16 protein-coding genes are annotated in these 18,024 nt (G+C 46.7%); 8 read left to right on the top strand and 8 right to left on the bottom strand.

Annotated elements, in window-relative coordinates:
- Positions 1–30: 30 nt before the first annotated feature.
- Genes P8596_RS21530 through P8596_RS21520 form a run of 3 tightly spaced genes read right to left on the bottom strand, consistent with a single transcriptional unit; the run spans position 31 to position 2,590 of the window.
- Positions 31–1,023 (bottom strand): aliphatic sulfonate ABC transporter substrate-binding protein, encoded by a 993-nt coding sequence (locus P8596_RS21530; protein WP_279725055.1) that lies wholly within the window; start codon positions 1,021–1,023, stop codon positions 31–33.
- Positions 1,024–1,062: 39 nt separating this feature from the next.
- Entirely contained in the window at positions 1,063–1,818 is a 756-nt protein-coding gene (locus tag P8596_RS21525; RefSeq protein WP_079534701.1) for an ABC transporter permease, read from the bottom strand.
- Positions 1,802–2,590, bottom strand: a complete 789-nt coding sequence (locus P8596_RS21520; RefSeq protein ID WP_279725053.1) for an ABC transporter ATP-binding protein — start codon at positions 2,588–2,590, stop codon at positions 1,802–1,804. Before P8596_RS21520 ends, P8596_RS21525 begins: the two co-directional genes overlap by 17 nt.
- A 302-nt stretch (positions 2,591–2,892) precedes the next feature.
- Here P8596_RS21520 and P8596_RS21515 point away from each other — a divergent pair, with 302 nt between their 5' ends.
- The 6 genes from P8596_RS21515 to P8596_RS21490 all read left to right on the top strand — a co-directional run bounded on the left by P8596_RS21515 (position 2,893) and on the right by P8596_RS21490 (position 9,653).
- Positions 2,893–3,864 carry a hypothetical protein gene (locus tag P8596_RS21515; RefSeq protein ID WP_279725052.1) on the top strand — a complete coding sequence of 324 codons (972 nt, stop codon included), beginning with the start codon at positions 2,893–2,895 and terminating at the stop codon, positions 3,862–3,864.
- Between the two features lie 227 nt (positions 3,865–4,091).
- On the top strand, positions 4,092–5,471 hold the full coding sequence (locus tag P8596_RS21510) for a Glu/Leu/Phe/Val family dehydrogenase (RefSeq protein ID WP_279725051.1): 1,380 nt from the start codon (positions 4,092–4,094) through the stop codon (positions 5,469–5,471).
- Between the two features lie 153 nt (positions 5,472–5,624).
- Positions 5,625–6,197: a TetR/AcrR family transcriptional regulator gene (locus P8596_RS21505; protein WP_159362924.1), complete on the top strand. Its 573-nt coding sequence runs from the start codon at positions 5,625–5,627 to the stop codon at positions 6,195–6,197.
- 72 nt (positions 6,198–6,269) lie between these two features.
- Positions 6,270–8,996: a YhgE/Pip domain-containing protein gene (locus tag P8596_RS21500; RefSeq protein ID WP_279725050.1), complete on the top strand. Its 2,727-nt coding sequence runs from the start codon at positions 6,270–6,272 to the stop codon at positions 8,994–8,996.
- A gap of 179 nt (positions 8,997–9,175) precedes the next feature.
- A complete protein-coding gene (locus P8596_RS21495; RefSeq protein ID WP_224521839.1) occupies positions 9,176–9,394 on the top strand; it encodes a DUF1659 domain-containing protein in 219 nt (72 codons plus the stop codon).
- Positions 9,395–9,434: 40 nt separating this feature from the next.
- A complete protein-coding gene (locus tag P8596_RS21490; protein WP_224521840.1) occupies positions 9,435–9,653 on the top strand; it encodes a DUF2922 domain-containing protein in 219 nt (72 codons plus the stop codon).
- 83 nt (positions 9,654–9,736) lie between these two features.
- Here the strand turns inward: P8596_RS21490 and P8596_RS21485 are convergent, their stop codons facing one another.
- Genes P8596_RS21485 through P8596_RS21470 form a run of 4 tightly spaced genes read right to left on the bottom strand, consistent with a single transcriptional unit; the run spans position 9,737 to position 12,983 of the window.
- Positions 9,737–10,042, bottom strand: coding sequence for a PTS sugar transporter subunit IIB (locus tag P8596_RS21485; RefSeq protein ID WP_159362920.1), 306 nt, complete (start codon positions 10,040–10,042; stop codon positions 9,737–9,739).
- A gap of 12 nt (positions 10,043–10,054) precedes the next feature.
- On the bottom strand, positions 10,055–10,363 hold the full coding sequence (locus P8596_RS21480; RefSeq protein WP_159362919.1) for a PTS sugar transporter subunit IIA: 309 nt from the start codon (positions 10,361–10,363) through the stop codon (positions 10,055–10,057).
- Entirely contained in the window at positions 10,360–11,652 is a 1,293-nt protein-coding gene (gene celB / locus P8596_RS21475; RefSeq protein ID WP_224521841.1) for a PTS cellobiose transporter subunit IIC, read from the bottom strand. Before celB ends, P8596_RS21480 begins: the two co-directional genes overlap by 4 nt.
- A 23-nt stretch (positions 11,653–11,675) precedes the next feature.
- Complete coding sequence (locus tag P8596_RS21470) at positions 11,676–12,983, bottom strand: 6-phospho-beta-glucosidase (RefSeq protein WP_279725049.1); 1,308 nt, start codon at positions 12,981–12,983, stop codon at positions 11,676–11,678.
- Between the two features lie 222 nt (positions 12,984–13,205).
- On the opposite strand from P8596_RS21470, the gene P8596_RS21465 reads away from it, so the two are divergent.
- Positions 13,206–13,931, top strand: a complete 726-nt coding sequence (locus P8596_RS21465) for a GntR family transcriptional regulator (RefSeq protein ID WP_279725047.1) — start codon at positions 13,206–13,208, stop codon at positions 13,929–13,931.
- A gap of 21 nt (positions 13,932–13,952) precedes the next feature.
- A complete protein-coding gene (gene chbG / locus P8596_RS21460) occupies positions 13,953–14,642 on the top strand; it encodes a chitin disaccharide deacetylase (RefSeq protein WP_279725045.1) in 690 nt (229 codons plus the stop codon).
- Positions 14,643–14,686: 44 nt separating this feature from the next.
- Here chbG and P8596_RS21455 read toward each other — a convergent pair whose 3' ends face one another.
- A complete protein-coding gene (locus tag P8596_RS21455) occupies positions 14,687–18,019 on the bottom strand; it encodes a GH36-type glycosyl hydrolase domain-containing protein (protein ID WP_279725044.1) in 3,333 nt (1,110 codons plus the stop codon).
- Between the last annotated feature and the right edge of the window lie 5 nt (positions 18,020–18,024).

Genomic DNA, 18,024 nt, shown 5'->3' with positions numbered 1-18,024 from the left:
CCTCTAGCGTGGAGGGACGGACCTTGCTCGTTAGTCGATGAATTGTTTGTCGATGAGATCGGTGAATTCCGGTTTTTCTTTCAGGAATTTGAGTTCGTAGGATGAGTCCGCGAATGCCTGGACTGCGTCTGAATCCACTTTGTAGGTGAATCCGATTCGTTCCCATGCCTGGTCGACAACTTCTTTACTCAGTTCCTGACCGGTGACTTCTTTTACGTCTTTGATCGTGATTTCTTTGGCTTCTTGAGGATTTTCTTCTATATATGAAGTCGCTTCTTTATGGGCATCAACGATCTTTTGGATGGTGTCCGGATTTTCTTTTACCGATTTTCCTGAGGCCACGAGTACGGAAGCAGGTAGTGTTTCCCCGAAGGAAATTTCATCATGATCGATGATGATGTTGGCGCCGGTTTCCTGCTGGATCACGGCTGCCCAAGGTTCAGGTGCGACGGCAATGTCGACTTTACCTGACTTTAGCATATTCGCATACTGAGCTGGGTTCCCGGTTACATGTTTCATCGTGCCCCCGATACGCTGGGACTCAATTCCGTGCTCGCCGAGGAACGTTTCCACCTGGACATCATGGGTACAACCGACTGCCGGAGTGATGAAGGACTTGCCAGCAAAATCCTCTACAGACTTCACTCTGCTTTCCTTACTTGCAAGAACCACGGTTCCGCCCGTCGATCCGCCGCCGATGATTTTCACGTCGGCACCAGTCATATAGTTATTCATAGCTGGACCAGGTCCCACAAGACCCGCATCGATGTCACCGGTTTTTAAGGCAGTCATGAACGAAGAACCATCCGGGAACGTTTTGTATTCCACCTTCGTGCCGTCTCCCAGTTCTTTTTCATAAAACCCTTTGTCTTTCGCCACCATGGCCGGTACGTGGTTAATATTTGGGAAATAGCCGATGACGACTTTTTTGCTGACGTCTCCCGAGCTCTTTTCAGTCCCGCAGCCGGCGAGAACCCCAAGGAATGTGAAGAAAATGGTGAGTAGTAAAAACGCTTTTTTCATTATTTATCCTCCTAAGTGCGGGTGAACCCGCAAATTTGTTTATGATTCCAATCCCCAGCGTTTGATGACGGATTTCTCGATGCGCTGGAAAAGCAATTGATCGACGATGGCCCCGATGACACCGATGATGATCATGACGGCGATCACAAGGCTCATGTCACCGAAATCCGATGCGTAGCGGAGCGTGTATCCAAGCCCCGGACCGGTACTGAGGAGTTCGCCTGCCATCAGTGCCCGCCAGGCAAATGCCCAGGCAAGGCGCGATCCGGTGACCACATAGGGGATCGACGCCGGGAAGATGACCCGGATGAATAAGTCCAATCCTCTTGAGCCCATCGTTTGTGCGGCTTTCAAAAAGAGCGGGGAGACGTTTTTGATCCCCATCCGGATGTTCAGGGCCATGACGAATGTTCCCCCGAGGATGACGACGAATATGACGGCTTTTTCATTGAGCCCGAACCACATGATGGCCAGTGGCAACCAGACGATGCTTGGTACACTTTGGAAAGCGAGAAGCAAAGATCCGAGCGTATCGTCGGCGGTTTTTGATTTTGCCAGAAGTACGCCGATGCTTGTGCCGATGACTAATGAAATCCCAAGACCGATGAAAAGCCGCTTGAAGCTCGCGATCAGATCAATGATCAGGGTCTGATCGGCAATGCCTGTGTAGAGTGCATGGAAAACGGATGTAGGCGATGGAAGGATGATTTCCGTCCAGAATCCCAATCGTGACCCGGATTCCCAAAGGCCGATGATGAGGGCAAAGAAGATGATGCGTTTAAGAGCTGTGTTCATAGGCCAATTCCTCACTTATCACTTTGTCGATTTCCTTCTTTAAATAGCTCATGATATGTTCTTCGATTTTTACCATTTCTTCCTTATGAGCATCCCGTGGACGAGGGAGATCCACTTGGATATCCGCTAAAATCGTTCCGGGACGGGTCCCCATGACGATGATCCGGTCTGATAGCTTGATAGACTCCGAGATACTGTGAGTGACGAAGAGGACGGTCTTCTTCGTTTCCATCCAGATTGTTTCGAGCTGATGGTGGAGACGGGAGCGGGTCTGTTCATCCAGGGCGCCGAATGGTTCATCCATGAGCAGGATCTCCGGATTCATGGAGAGGGCACGGGCGATGGCCACCCGCTGCTGCATCCCTCCGGACAGCTCATGAGGATAATGATCCTGATAGTTTCCGAGCTGGACCATATGTAAGTATTTGGCGGCCTGGGCCCTGGCTTCTTTCTTGGACATTTCTTTTTTCAGTGGGAAAGTGACGTTGTCCCGGACATTCAGCCACGGAAACAGGGCAGCCTGCTGAAAGACCATGCCCCGGTCTTTTCCGGGTTTCTTTATCGGATTTCCGTCGACAAGGACTTCTCCTGATGTAGAGTCGGTCAATCCCGCCACGATCGAAAGGAGGGTGGATTTCCCGCAACCCGATGGTCCCAGGATGGATACGAATTCGCCCTTATCAATCTCAAGGTTAATTTCTTTTAGCACTTCAGTGGGCTTCCCCGTTTTATCAAGATATTGTTTATTTAAATGGTTGATCTCGATGAACATCTCATCACCCCTTATCTTATAATTCTTATTAGTTTAGTCGGAATATAAATAATACAATTATAGTATATTGGGGGAGGTTGTCAAGGTTTCCTTTATTTTGGTAAAAGGAAAAAAGGAGGGCTTGTCAACCTAATCAAGATATTTGTAAATAAAATGAAAAAATATCCAAATAAATGAAATATCCATAGGGTCAGCATCGTCTAATGTATATAAAGGAAAAAACGGGGAGAATGGGATGATTCGATCTACACGTTTCTCGTACCATGCGTTAAAAAATGGCCATTTATGACAGGAGGAAAAAAATGAAAAATTCAAACAAAGAAAACCCTTCACGAACTTCAAAAAACAGGATCTGGAAAGGTGATAAACGGGGTAGTCTCATTGCAGCAGCACTTGGTATTTTCGTATTTTCATTGCTTACCATTTACATCATTTCAGGGACAGAGAAAGAATCGGAACATGAACGATACGTTCAGGCAGAAGAGGAAACCCAAGCAGTTTATGAAGAGGTGGATGGGAACCTGTATCAAACGGAAGAAGACCAAATGTTGAATTCTATAAAAGAGTACAAAGTGAAGTCGGCTCAGAATCTTAAAAAAATGGCAGTGGAACCAATGGTGGAGGCCGAGGAAGTTGATCAAAAGACAGAGAAGGTAACGGACCAGGTAAACCGTTTAGAAAACCAAAAAAAGTCTGTCATAGTGGAGGACGAAACCAATAAGCCGAAAGCAGAAGCTGAAGAGAATAAGCGTAAGGAAGAAGAGAGAGTGGCACAAAAGCGCAGAGAAGAGCAAGCTTCGAAACCGAAAGAAGTGAATTCAAGCGTTCCGGTGACGAAAGAAAAAGAAGAAAGCGTAGATGAGAGCAGTCCGGAAGATGAGCTGTACCCGATGGAATTTACGATGACAGATCCTAACGGCCATACATTTAAACTAAGTCGGGATTTCAGTATCTATAAAATCGGAAAAGGATATGACGACATTGCGAGAAGATATGGAGCGCGCTTTTATTATACTCCAAGCTCGGATATGTCGTATGTCATCATCGGAAGGAAAATCATCGCCACCGTTTCACTTGTATCAGCAACCAATGTGGAGTATAAGGACCTTTTTATCGACCTGATGACCTTTCAGTCTAAGCAGTACACAAGGGAAGAGTTCGCTGCATTGGTTGATACTGTCATCCAGAGCGGAGAACCTTATATTGTCGAGGAAGGGGACTCGGGGGAATTATTGAAAGTGGAAAATGGAACAATTGTTTATCATAGTTGGTAGATGGAAGGTACAAGAGACAAGAGACATCCTGATTTTCGGGGATGTCTCTTTATTGTTGTTCAGGGACAACGTGACCTGACAACAACCTCCACTCCGTTCCATATGTGACGTTTATCATGCTTGAATTTTCAAGCTGAATAAGAAATTAGTCGTTTTTAACCACCCCAAAGAGGGTAACCCTATACTAAATACCAGTATTTTCTTAAAAACAATAGGAGGGACCCGATTTGATCAGCCAAACAAGAGATATCGTTCAGAAATCATTGGATGCGTTACTAGAGGATCAGTCATTTTTACCGGAAGTGAAAGGTGAGAACAGAAAGAAAGCGTTTACGTCATTGACGTCGATCTTGTCGACGCCGAATCACGTACATAAATCGTATTTAAGGATTCCACTGGATGATGAGAAGGTCGTCCGGATCCCGGCGTTCCGGGTTCAGCATAATAATGCCCTCGGGCCTTATAAGGGAGGGATCCGTTTCCATGAGTCGGTGAATGAGGAAGAGGTTGTGAACCTGGCGTCGTTGATGACGTTGAAGAATGCCCTTCATGACGTACCGTTTGGAGGTGGGAAAGGCGGAATCATCCTGAATCCCCGCGAGTATTCCGAGAAGGAGCTTCATTTGATCGCGAGGAAATATGTGCAGTACTTCAGTGATATCCTCGGACCTGATAAGGATATCCCGGCTCCTGATATGGGATCTGGTGAACGGGAAATGGACTGGATGATGGCCGAATACAAGAGCATTCGGCCAGGGATGCCCTATAGAGGCAGCTTTACCGGGAAAAGCGTCGTGAATGGTGGGTCCCTTGGCCGACGGGAAGCGACGGGGAAAGGCGTATTCTTTACATTCCGTTATCTCGTTCATAATTTTGTGAAGGAGCAGAAGAGCCTGCTGACGAAGACGGATAATGTGTTTGCGAAAACGGCCCTTGATTACGAGGACAGACCCCTGACGATCGCCGTCCAGGGATTCGGGAACGTCGGATCGGTTGCAGCCCTTGAAGCCCATCAGTCCACCCATCTGCAAAATAAAGTAGTGGCGGTGAGTGACCGGAATGTGACATTGTTCAATGCAGATGGCCTTGATATTCCGGCGCTGGTCGAGTTCACGATGAAGAATAAGGGTGACCTGCCTACAGAGAATGGGCAGTTGAAGGAAATAGGCGTGAAGGCGGAAATTCAAGAGCGAGATGAGGTCCTTTATCTGGACGTTGACGTCCTGATGCTTGCTGCCCTTGAAGATCAGGTGCATAAGGATAATGTAGGGAAAGTGAAAGCTAGGATAATTGTCGAAGGAGCAAATGCCCCGATCACCACCGAAGCGGATTCAGTCTTAAGCGAGAAGGGCGTCATCATCATCCCGGACATCCTCGCCAATGCCGGAGGGGTGATCGTCTCCTACTTCGAATGGCTGCAGGGCAGGGAGACCCAGTTCTACACAGAGGAAGAAGTCTTCAACCTCCTCTACGACAAAATGAAATCCACCCTCGACACCGTCCTGCCACTCTTCTTCGGAGACCCATTCCCTCTCCGGCAGAACTGCTACATCCACTCCGTCATGAAACTCTCGACGGTCCTATATCGACAGGGAAAACTGTATTAACATTTGAGGGACGGACCTTTATTCCTAGGTGCTGGTGCTAGGAGTGGAGGTCCGTCCCTCTCATCTTTGAATCTATTCCGGGAAGATGTTATAGTGGGTTTTAGAATGGGTTTGAACGAAACACTGATTTGGTCAGGGGGTTTATGAAAAGGGATGTCTATTGATCGAAGAGAGTTGATTGTGGAAGCGGCGACGAAGTCTTTTTCGCTGTTCGGATATAAGGCGACAACGATGGATCAGGTAGCGAAGCTTGCGAATGTCGGGAAAGGGACGATTTACACGTTCTTTAAGAATAAGGATGAACTGTTCCAGGAAATCGTGTATAGCATGGTAAGGGAAATGAAATCGTCAGCAGATCTTGCCATCCAACCTGACAACAGCTTTTATGAAAATGTCCACGAGGCATTGATTACGCTTCTTGAGTACCGGACAGATCATCAGTTGATGCTGAAGCTGATCGAGGAAGAGAAACAGATCGGTACCCGTGCTGTAGAGGAAATGCTTCATCATATTGAAAATGAATTGATCGCCTATGTGAAGAGCAAGATTGATCGGGCTATGGAGAGTGGGCAGATCAAACCTTGTGATACGGAAATCATTTCATTTATTTTGTTGAAGGTATACATTTCCCTTGTGTCCGATTGGGAACGGAATCACCCGCCCCTATCGTCTGAAAAAATTGCCGCAATCATGGAGGATTATTTACTGAAAGGATTATCCACGTAAATGGTCCTTTCTTTTTTAGAGTCCTTTTGACCAAATGGTGAAGATAGTCATATATTCGAAAGGGTTGGTAAAATGAAAGGATTGCATTCACTGAAGGGTGAATTTCGTAACATCTTTACGAATAAGACCCTGTTGATTGCCGTCTTAGCCGTATTGTTTATTCCTGTGTTATACAGCGGGACATTCTTATGGGCATTCTGGGATCCGTACGGACAGGTGGATCAGCTCCCTGTTGCCGTCGTCAATAATGATAAGGGTGCCGAGTTTAACGGTGAAGAACTGACAATAGGAAAAGATTTTGTAGAAGACCTGAAAGAGAACGACACATTTGATTGGAGATTCGTAGATGAAGAGAAAGCAGATAAGGGCCTTGAGAACCGGGACTATTATTTAAAAATCGAAATCCCCGAGAATTTCTCTGAGCATGCGACGACCCTCGAGGACGTCCATCCCGAGAAACTGGAGTTGGTCTATACGGCCAATCAAGGCTCAAACTATCTTTCTTCTAAAATAGGAGACTCGGCGATCGAGAAGATCAAGGAAGAAGTATCGGGTGCGGTCACGAAAACCTACGCAGAATCGATGTTTGACCAAATCAAGGAGGTCGGGGACGGACTGACTGAAGCAAGTGACGGCGCCGGGGAACTAAGTGATAAGCTTGGCGATGCCACATCGGGTTCCGATGACCTTCATGACGGGATCGATTCGGCCCATGAAGGCGCCAATAAACTGTCGGACGGACTGGGAGATGCCGAATCGGGAGCAAATAAACTCGATGACGGGGTCGGATCCGTTGCGTCGGGTGCGAATAAACTTGAAAATGGCGTCAACTCAGCCCAAAGCGGGGCAGGTGCACTGAAAGAAAATATCGGCAAAGCACAAAGCGGCGCCAAAGACCTGAACGGCGGGATCAACAGCGTGAATAGCGGAGCTCAAACGTTAAATGAAAAGCTTCAGGAACTCGCAGGGAAGTCCACTGCTTTTTCAACAGGTGTCGATTCAGCTTATACGGGCTCTAAAAAAGTGTCGGACGGACTACAATCCTTTGATACAGCCCTTACACAAATGACAGAAGGGAATCAAGAACTTCTGACCGGGGCGAAGGATTCACAGAAAGGCGCACAGGATCTTGCAGGGGGCCTTCAGGAGTCACTGGCCGGCTTAAATAAAATGAATGGACACTTGCCCGCTTTGGCAGAAGGGTCAAAAAAGGTGGCAGATGGTGCAGAATTATTATCTGGCAAAGCCACTGATTTCAAAAACGGTGCCAGCGAGACAAAAGCAGGATCAGATCAGGTCAGTCAGGGGCTTCAGGAAGCAACGGCCAATGTCGACGCCCTGATTGAACAGGAACAGGATCCTGCTCAAAAACAAAGGCTGCAAGAACTTAAATCATCTCTTAGTCAATTGACGGGAGGCAGTGAGAAGGTAAGTGGAGGATTGCAGCAGCTGTCAGATAATGCCACTGTGCTGCAGTCCAAATCGGAAGACCTCTCATCGGGTGCTAAAGAGGTTTCTGATGGCCAATCAGGAATCTTGAACGGATTTAATCAAATTACAGATGGTCAGCAAAAGCTTGCAGATGGGGCAGGTCGACTGGCTGATGGTCAAAATCAACTCGTTGCCGGTCTTTCCACATTTGGAGAGAAGCTGGCAGATGCACAAAAAGGGGTTCAGCAACTCGTAAACGGAAGCACCGCCTTAACAACCGGCCTTGGGAAACTCGATGATGGAACCGATGCCCTCCAAGAAGGATCCGCGAAACTCGCCAAAGGATCATCTGATCTCGCAGATGGAACGAGCCAATTATCTTCAGGCTCCGATCAGCTCGTCAACGGTCTCGGCGGCTTATATGACGGATCCGGGAAACTGTATAACGGACTTGGAGAGCTCTCAAAAGGATCTAATGACCTGTCGGAAGGACTAGGGATGTTCTCAACTAAATTCAAGGACCTCATGAGCGGATTGGGAGAACTGAGGAACGGATCCACGGACTTATCATCCGGTCTCGGCGAACTTTCAAACGGTTCAACCGATCTGACAGACGGCCTGAATAAACTGACGGATGGATCATCCGAGCTAAAAAATGAGCTTGCGGACGGCGCAGATGATGTGAATGACGTCAACGCCAATGATGACATCTATGATATGTTTGCAAAACCTGTCACCTTGACTGACAAACCGATCCACGATGTACCGAACTATGGAACGGGCTTCACCCCGTACTTCCTGTCACTTAGCTTGTTTGTCGGAGCGCTCGTAATTTCGATCATCTTCCCGATGAGGGAACCGGCTGTCACACCGAGAAGCGGATTCGGATGGTTCATCGGAAAATTCGGCGTACTCATATTCGCCGGGGTGTTCCAGGCACTACTCGCAGATACGATCTTATTATGGGGACTCGGCCTTGAAGTGACCAGTATCCCGCTCTTTATCATGATGAGTATCCTTGCGAGTTGGACGTTCTTATCCATCGTCCAATTCCTGGTGACATCCCTTGATAATCCAGGGCGATTCATCGGGATTCTTATCCTGATTTTACAATTGACGAGCAGTGCAGGAACTTATCCAATCGAATTGGTACCTGAATTCCTGCAGCATTTTTCAAACTTCTTACCGATGACGTATACGATCAATGCGTTCAGGGCCATCATCTCCACAGGGGATTATGCGTTCATGTGGCATAATGTGATGTTCACCCTCATCTTCTTATTCGTTGCCATGGGAGGAACCATCCTTTATCTCACATTCAGATTTCGTATCCTTCGCAGGAAGCACTATCGGGAAATAGAAGCATAAAACATTTGAGGGACGGACCTTCATTCCTAGGAGCTGGTGCTAGGAGTGGAGGTCCGTCCCTCTGTTTTGGCGAGAGCGGATTGCTTGGGAAACCGGAGACATTGATCTCCGTTTTTTTGTCAAAGGGTATCCTATCATCTCCCCATTCCCTATATAAAGGGTGAAAGGAGGTGAGGCACATGGCAACAGCGGATCTGAAGTCGACGAGAATTCGTCTAGCTTACAATGATGGCCTGGATGAGAAAGGCAAGCCTAAGTTCGCGTACAAATCGTACAGCTACATCAATGCCCTGGCATCAGCCGATGAGATGAACAGTGCGGCATTATCCATCGCAAGTCTTTCATCCAAAGCGCTTTTCAACATTGAGAAGCTCCAGAGTTTTGACATTAATGAGTAAGAGAAAGTGAGTGATATCACATGGGGAGGAGGTATAAACAATGGCAAAAGTATTGGAACTGGAATTTAAAACGGAAACGGGCAAATCAGCGAAGTTATCCATCAATGACCCGGTCGATCCGATCGATACCGTGGCAGTGAAAGCCGCGATGGACAACCTGATTGCGACCAATGTGTTTGCAAGTGCGACGGGCGCATTTGTGAGTGTGGAAGGAGCCCGGGTGGTGGAACGTAATGTGACGGATTATGATGTGATGTAGTGAGTGGAAGTGTCCTCTTTTATGGGGGCGCTTTTTTCGTGAAAAAAGAGTAACCCATGGAGGGTCACTCTCACTATGATTTTTTATTTCTCCAATAATCCTTCTGCCTGCTCCAACACCTTCGCCCCATTCATCATTCCATAATGCATCCCATCGATGACATCGACTTTAATCCCATAGGGCTCAGCTTTTTCAATGATTTTAGAAGATAGATAGCGTACTTGAGGGCCGATCAGGATCACGTGCAGTTTATCTAGATGATTGCTTAAGTCCGCTTCGGATGTGGCATTGATCGTGACCTTAAGATCCTTTTCTTCAGCGGCTTTCCGCATTTTTTGTACGAGCATACTTGTCGACATTCCTGCTGAACAGACGAGCATGATATTCATATGAAGCACTCCTTACCTGTTTTGATGGATTTCAATGATTTCCTGGGCCAGCTCTTTGACGGTGATGGCGTTCATGAGATGATCCTGAGCGTGAATCAATAGAATCGTAGGATTCTCTCCGTCGCCACTCGCTTCTTTTTGTAGTAATTGAGTTTGATAGTGATGGGCCTTGTGAACTTCATCCGCTGCCTCGGCCATTTTTTCCTCTGCTATGTCAAATTGTTTTTTCTTGGCAGCCTGCAACGCTTCCATGGCGGAAGATCGGGCGTTGCCGGCATGCAAGATGATATGAAATGAGATTTCTTCCAGTGTTAAAGTCATGCGATTTTATCACTCGTTTCGGTTGTTTTCTTTAATTGAGAACGTTCAGATGCGAGAAGGAATGGGATGTACATAAGTGTAGCGATGGTAAGATTCACCAGTTGAAGTGCAATTCCCGTCCAGGATCCCCCTGTCACCAAATATCCACTGATGATTGGCGGTGTCGTCCACGGAACGATCGCCACGGTTTTTGGTACGATCCCCAGGCTTAAAGCCAGATAAGACGTAACCGTCAGGACAACAGGAGCCAGTAAAAATGGAATGAACATAAGTGGGTTCAATACGATTGGTAACCCAAAGATGACCGGTTCGTTGATATTGAAGATCCCGGGTGCGGCAGAAAGTTTTCCGACAGTACGGTAATGTTTCGTTTTTACCACAAGGAAGATGGCGATGATCAGGGCGATGGTCGTTCCTGAACCACCCATGTACACATACGCGTCAAAGAATGGCTTGGTGACGATGTACGGAACGTCGAATGCACTGGTGCCGGCTGCGAAAAGCTGCTGATTTTTTTCAATTAATGGTAGGTAGATCGGTTCGATGATCGGACCTAAAATATTTGTGCCGTGTAAGCCGAAGAACCATAAGAAATGATTTAGGAATGCGACGACGATGGCTGATGGCAGTGAGTTCGAAACAGCTTGTAACGGCTCTTGGATCAACGTAAAAACGATTTCAAATAAACTTTTTTCTGCAAAAGAAGTTAAGAGAGCTTGAATGAGACCAATAAGAATCAGGATGATCGTGGCCGGAATCAGGGCTTTGAATGATTTCATGACCCCTTCAGGGACCCCGTCCGGCATACTGATCGTAAACTTCGAACGAATCAACACTTTGAATAATTCTGTGACAAGGATAGACGTGATGACGGCGACGAAGATTCCTTGGGCGCCGGTCCATGCATAGGATATTCCCCAATCCTCTGTGACCGGTGTGAGGATGATGAGTGACGCAATCGACACCAATGCCGCGGACAGCCCGTCAATATCATAGGATTTCGCTAAGTGATAGCTGATGGAGGCGGCGACGAGCAGTCCGAGGATCGCGAAGGACCCATTCCACATGTTCCCACCGACGGATTTCCAGCTTTCCCCGAATACAGACACCATGAAGTTCTGAAAGGCGTCGATCGGCAGGTTATTCAATAACACGGCAAGGGATCCGACGATAATTAATGGCATGATCGAAACGAATCCATCACGGATGGCGACCAGGTGCCTTTGTGACCCGATCCGGCCTGCAACAGGCATAAATTTACTTTCCATAAACCCCATTACTTTACTCATTTTTCTTTCCCCCATTTGCTAGATTAATTGAATTGCGGCAGAAACTCTTTGTGAGCTTCCAATAATTCATCGACCAGCTGTCTTGCTACCCCTTCGTTCTGTACTAATGGATTCATCACCATGGCCTGATAGACATGAGTGTACTCACCGGATCTTGCAGCTCGGATGACGAGCTCTTCGAACGCTTTCATCTGCTGGATGATTCCTTTGACAGCTAGAGGAAGCGGTCCGACCGTCATCGGTTGAGGTCCGTCCCTCGTAATGACGGCGTTCACTTCGATGACGGCGTCGCTTGGAAGGTCCGGGATACATCCGTTGTTCATCGTGTTGACGGTTTGGATGTCGCCGGTGTTATTGTAGATGCTCTCCATCAGGCTGCAGGCAGCATCACTGTAATAGGCACCTCCCCGATTTTCCAGTTCTTTTGGCTTTTCGTTCAACTCTTCTTTCCTATATTGTATGAAAAGTTCTTTTTCAACTTTTCGAACAACCTCTGCCCGTGTACCATTTTCGCGATAGGCTTGAAGATCCTTCTCCAATACCTTTGCCCCTTGGAAGTAGTATTGGTGATAAGGATTGGGAAGCATACCGAGGGCTTGCAGAAATTCCTTTGACCACCCGAGTGAGACGATGTTGGCGGGAGAATAATCTCCTTCTTGATGGATCAGTTTTTGTAAAACCTGACCGGTGACCTCCTTGCCACTCATCCAAACCCTTTTTCCAAACACAAAATGATTCATCCCAACGAATTCGATTTGTATGTCATTAGCCGGGCAATTCATCATTTCAGCCACGCTGTTTTTCATGTTGAAGGGGATATTGCATACCCCGATGACCTTTTTATGAGGGCTGTATTTCAGTAATGCTTCCGTGACGATGCCTGCTGGATTGGTAAAATTAATGAGCCATGCGTTGGGACAAATCTTCTGGATGTCATGACAAATTTCCATCAGGACCGGTATGGTACGGAGGGCTTTGAAAATCCCGCCTGCTCCATTGGTTTCCTGACCGATGACTCCGTGGCTTAACGGAATCCGTTCATCCTTTTCTCTGGCAGAGAGGCCTCCCACCCTGATCTGTGTCGTCACAAAGTCAGCATCGATAAGGGCTTCCTGACGGTCGAGAGTCCACTCCAACTCAATGGGTGCACCTGACTTCCTGATCATTCGACGAGCAAATTGCCCAACGATTTCAAGCTTTTCTTTTCCGGCTTCAATATCCACCAGGGTGATCGCAGAGACTGGGAAATGCCGATGTCTCTTGATGAACCCTTCGATGATTTCGGGGGTATAGCTTGATCCGCCTCCGATAATGACTACCTTTAATGACATTCTGTCGAACTCCTTTCACCATGAAAGCGATTTCTATTTTTTATAATGTATCATACAAATTTTCGATCGTCTATATATTGTAGTAACAAATTTAAAAATTATGACTATTATTTCTTTATTTGTAATAACAAATTGATTTGTATGATAAAATGAATAGGAATAGAGAAATGAACGTGAATGTGTTATAACAAATGTAGGAAGAAAGTGGAAGGGAGAAACAGAATGAAAGAGACACAAGAACCGAAAGCCTTGCATTCACATGTGAAGGAAGAAATCATTGAAATGATTAAAAATAAAGAATACGAGCCGAATACAAAATTGCCGACAGAGGCAGAGTTTTGTGACAAGTTCAATGTCAGCCGGACGACAATCCGGACTGCTCTCCAGCAGCTGACCCTTGAAGGCTACGTGTATCGGGAACAGGGGAGGGGAACCTTTGTCGCTGAACAAAAAGTCAGTCAAATTCTTTCCTCGACGATCGACAACTATACTGAACAATTGCGATTACAGGGGAAAAGGCCGAAGATCAAAGTCGTCAGTTTGAATGTGATTCCGGCTGAATCCACCGTGGAAAAGGCACTGGAGCTGAAAAATGGAGACCCGGTCAATCGATTGGAAAGAATCCGTTATTCCGACGGACTTCCCCTGCAATATGAGGTTGCGTACCTTCCTTGGTACAAAACACCGGGACTTGATAAAGAAGAGTGTGAGAAATCCCTCTACAAATTACTCGAAACACAGTTTGAGTTGACCATAAAAAAAACAGTCGAAACGATTGAGTTGTTTTTAGCGGATGAACGAGTGGCTGAGAAGCTTGAATTACCAGAAGGGACACCGTGCTTTATGATTGAAACGACAGCTTATGTTGAAGACGGGTCCGTCATTGAATTTTCCAAAGCAGTCTTTAGAGGAGATAAAGCGAGTTTTCTTGTCGAAAGAACCTATTAGAGAAAAAGGGGATGGGGGCTTATGAGAAACGTAATCATCAATGCCGATGATTTTGGATTATGTCGAGGGGTGAACTATGGGATACTTGATAGTCACCGATTTGGAATCGTCAACTCTACGACGATGCTTGTGAATATGCCTGGGACGGGGCATGCCGTGGAATTGGCGCGGCTTTATCCGAAATTACGTGTGGGCATCCATTTGACGTTGACCTGTGGGAGGCCGGTTTCTAGTGGTATTTCGTCTTTAATAGATGAGAAAGGATACTTCCGTTACACGAGTCGGATTTTTGAAGAAAGTGAAATCGATGTGGAAGAGGTAGAACTGGAATGGACGTCGCAGATTGATCGGTTTTTATCATTCGGCCTGCCCCTTTCCCATATCGATAGTCATCACCATGTACATAGCTTCCAACCTTTGATTCCCTTGGTGAAGAGGTTGTCGGAGGGGTACGGGGTGCCGGTCAGGAATGCATTTGGAAGTGACGTTAAAGAAATGAATCTGTTGACTGATCGATTTTCCATGGATTTTTATGGAGAAGGGGTGTCGGTGGAAGGATTGAAGCGGATCTTGGACAGCCGGAATCATGGGGAGACTCTTGAGATTATGTGTCATCCGGCATATGTTGATTCATTTTTGAAAGAGAATTCCTCTTATTGTGAGCAGCGGTTGAGGGAGTTGGATGCGTTGACAAGTGACGATTTGTTATAACAAATAAGAAGAGCGAGGGGAGAATCCCCTCGCTCTATTAGTGACTAGATGAATAGCTCAATGATATTGGATTCCTTATGAAGCCATTTTTTAAGCTCCTGCTTTTCCAATTTAACCCCGCCTTGACGATAACGGTTGGTCACTGGTTCAAAAGGAACTTCCTCTCCGTTTACCACAATCCGTTTTGTATCAGATTTCCCAAGGTGATAAACAAACGTAACAGGGTTGTTCATAATCTCGAAGTCCATTCTCAATCCAACTAGATGGTCTGGCAGCACGGGATCGATGATCAAATCTTCCCCTTCCTGACGAACACCCAAACAATTTGAAATCAGCTGGTTCATATAGATTCCCGGTCCGCTGGAGTAGATTCTCCATCCGCCTTTCACGGGTACGCTTCCGTCACGGAGTTCGTTGAAACGTTCCTGTGCTTCATAACGGGTATCGAATTTACCGTCCGAGCTGCTGAAGTATGCATTGCTTTGTCTTCTTTCCGCGTTCGGGACGATGTCTTTCAGACCGATCGGGTTGATGATTTGTAATCCTTGCCACACTTCATCGGTTTTCCCGAGCTTCGCCATGGCTTCTACATACCTGATATGAGCGTGGACGTATTGAAGTCCGATTTCACGGCCGAAATTGGAAGCCTGTTCGGCACGTTTAAAGTGTGTACTTACTCCACCTTCATACTTGGCGGGACGATTCATCAAGCGCACGCCGTCGGGACAGTACAGATGCTCTTTGACCAACTGATAATGAGAGTCTGCCTGCTCAGGTGTGAATAATTCTGAAATGATGCTCCGGTTCATGGGCAGCAGGCGGTAATGAATACCGGTCTTTGTATCTGTTGGGTGGACCATGAACTCTGGGCTACCCGGCTCTTCCATATAAACAAACCCAGGGATGACCTCATCCTTTAGAATGTAGGTGTTGAAATCCTTCTGTATCCCACGTGCCAATGCACCGATTTCCTGTGCTTCCTCCTCGAATGTACCTTCAAGGACCGTTTCCAATTTCACAAGTACCTGATACGTAAGGGCCACGGTCCAGCTGCTTGCCATGTATTTCTTCAATTGAGCGTTGGCAGGCTGCAAGGTATCGTCCCAATCTCCATCACCATAGGAAGATAAGAAGGTGTCGTGGAGGAAATTCTCCTTGATGTAGGAGATTTCTTTTTGAATATGGTGAAGCAGTGTTTCTTTTTCCTCAGTAAAACCAAATCCGTTCCGTTCTGTATATGGGATTCTTTCGTTCAGAATGCTGTAATCGTTCGTAGCTGCAATGTAGTCGCCGACGACTTTCAGCGGCCAGACGATGATATCCCCGTGGCTGTCGTCCTGCTGGAATTTGTAGTACCGGTCAAACATGAACCACTGCGGCCAGTTTCCGTCATCTTCATACTGATGGGAGTAGACGGTTTGAATGATTTCTTTGACCGATTGATAATTTTGAGTCGCCATGAAGTATTCCGTCGGCCCCTGGCATACGTCGCGGGTTCCCCAAGCTGCTCCGCCGTATTGTTCCAGTCCGTGGGGGACGGAATAATGCACGAGCATATTATGGGTGTACCACCATGCGAGTGCATTCACTTTTTCCAATTCCGCGGGTACTTGCTCCCCTAATGAGAGTTTGAATCCGTTCATGACCTGATGATAATAGGCGCGATACGTTTCGATTTCGCCTTGCATATCCCGTTTTGTAAACGATCGTTCTTCCCCGTGGATCAACCCTTGGATCGTCATCTTCCACACGGCTGTTTCACTTACATCCATCACGATCAGTGATGCGGAATTTTGTTCGACATTCTGTGCGATTCTTTCTTCATTTCCGACCTCGATGAAGGCACCATCGACTTTCATTCGATAGCTTAATCCCGGGAAAATCCCGCTGCTCTCAGATTGACGGTCTGCCGTTATTTTCAACCCATTTTCCTCTTCTTCCACATGAAACCCGACTTCATATTCGTGGTTGTTCATCGTTACCTGGTTCGTGACAAGGTAGCGGTAGTGACGGTTGTTTTTTGATTCCACATGAAGCGTGATTTCCGGTGAATCGACGACGGTGTAGTTAGTGACGATGATCGTATCATCAGCCGTTTTATAGTACCAGCGGGCATAGTTGAATCCAAGCTCAAACATGGACGGCATGGCAAGTAATCGATACGATCCGCCCGACTCGATGTAAATTCGCTGACCGGACGTTTTCATCACGTTCAGATGATTTCGTTGATTCGTCATCATCTTGTTGAAGGACGTGTTGCCGACAACGAGCTGTGAATTGAATAATCCATACATGAATGAAGTGGTGGTGATGGTATCTTCTTTCAGTTGATGGTTCTGGCCTGACATCAGAATATGCCCATGGGGTCTTTCCGTCATCAATTCTTTTTCTTTCAATACGACATGTTCATGGGTTTCTGTGAAGAAGGAGAGGAGTGAATCTCCTTCGCGCTCTTCATTATGTCTGGCAGGGAAATAGGCGCCGACTTCTTCCTCGGTCATGGATAGAGAAGGAAGTGGATCACCGAATTCCGGGTTCAAACGTACTTGCTCTTTTAATGGAGCGAATTCAGAATGAACCTGTTCCGCTTCTTGCCAAGCGGCTTCTATTTCTTCCTGAAACTCCAGTGAAGAAATGGCGGTTTCATGATTTTCTTTGAAGGCGCCGTAGAAAACAATGTGCGTCGACCCGTTCAGTGGTATTTTTTCTGATTGTAGCGCTGAATAAGCAAACTCATATTGATAGACTTCATTTGCAAGGGTTGCACTTTTTAACGCTTCAGGTTCGTTCGTCTCTTTATATGTCAGTCCATAAAATTGAAATCCGTCAGTGGAGTAGCCGATTGTCCTTCCGAGGGATCCCTGTTGAACATATGGGAATCCGCTTGATTGGGGCTGGTTTTGCCGGGAGCAAAGGACGTAGCCTTTCTTTTCATCCTGGAACACTTTATGGTCGATGTACTGTGACATATAGGCTTCGTTGGAACGAACGGCCCCAATGTCTGCAAGACCGAGGTCCTGTCCGTAAATGACGTCCACGTCAGCATCCGTCCCATCCAGCCTCACATCCCAGAACCATATGCCTTTACCTGTTAAGGTGAATGTGACTTCATAGGAAATCGTTTCATATGATCCCGTCCATTTGACCTGTGATTCAGCGAACTGAACGTTGCTTGATGACTTCACCCCGATCAGAGGGGTGGAGTGGATTCCTGCAGCCTCATGAATACGCAGATAGAGATTATTGAGTGAGCCGTCGATCGGGTTTGTCATTAACTGATTGATCATATTTTGTTTATGTGTGACGGTGAAAAGGTCACCGGTTTTTAAAAATTCAAATTGAAGATCCCCTGATGTTACTTGAACATGTGAATGCATCGTTT

It is taken from the genome of Rossellomorea sp. DA94 (assembly GCF_029834455.1).
Classification (GTDB): Bacteria; Bacillota; Bacilli; order Bacillales; family Bacillaceae_B; genus Rossellomorea; species Rossellomorea vietnamensis.
This window is presented reverse-complemented; position numbering and strand designations above follow the sequence as displayed.

Bases quoted from the DNA above. Each gene is read 5' to 3' on its own strand.
- P8596_RS21530 (WP_279725055.1), bottom strand. From the start codon at position 1,023: ATGAAAAAAGCGTTTTTACTACTCACCATTTTCTTCACATTCCTTGGG.
- P8596_RS21525 (WP_079534701.1), bottom strand. From the start codon at position 1,818: ATGAACACAGCTCTTAAACGCATCATCTTCTTTGCCCTCATCATCGGC.
- P8596_RS21520 (WP_279725053.1), bottom strand. From the start codon at position 2,590: ATGTTCATCGAGATCAACCATTTAAATAAACAATATCTTGATAAAACG.
- P8596_RS21515 (WP_279725052.1), top strand. From the start codon at position 2,893: ATGAAAAATTCAAACAAAGAAAACCCTTCACGAACTTCAAAAAACAGG.
- P8596_RS21505 (WP_159362924.1), top strand. From the start codon at position 5,625: ATGTCTATTGATCGAAGAGAGTTGATTGTGGAAGCGGCGACGAAGTCT.
- P8596_RS21500 (WP_279725050.1), top strand. From the start codon at position 6,270: ATGAAAGGATTGCATTCACTGAAGGGTGAATTTCGTAACATCTTTACG.
- P8596_RS21495 (WP_224521839.1), top strand. From the start codon at position 9,176: ATGGCAACAGCGGATCTGAAGTCGACGAGAATTCGTCTAGCTTACAAT.
- P8596_RS21490 (WP_224521840.1), top strand. From the start codon at position 9,435: ATGGCAAAAGTATTGGAACTGGAATTTAAAACGGAAACGGGCAAATCA.
- P8596_RS21485 (WP_159362920.1), bottom strand. From the start codon at position 10,042: ATGAATATCATGCTCGTCTGTTCAGCAGGAATGTCGACAAGTATGCTC.
- P8596_RS21480 (WP_159362919.1), bottom strand. From the start codon at position 10,363: ATGACTTTAACACTGGAAGAAATCTCATTTCATATCATCTTGCATGCC.
- celB (WP_224521841.1), bottom strand. From the start codon at position 11,652: ATGAGTAAAGTAATGGGGTTTATGGAAAGTAAATTTATGCCTGTTGCA.
- P8596_RS21470 (WP_279725049.1), bottom strand. From the start codon at position 12,983: ATGTCATTAAAGGTAGTCATTATCGGAGGCGGATCAAGCTATACCCCC.
- P8596_RS21465 (WP_279725047.1), top strand. From the start codon at position 13,206: ATGAAAGAGACACAAGAACCGAAAGCCTTGCATTCACATGTGAAGGAA.
- chbG (WP_279725045.1), top strand. From the start codon at position 13,953: ATGAGAAACGTAATCATCAATGCCGATGATTTTGGATTATGTCGAGGG.
- P8596_RS21455 (WP_279725044.1), bottom strand. From the start codon at position 18,019: ATGCATTCACATGTTCAAGTAACATCAGGGGATCTTCAATTTGAATTT.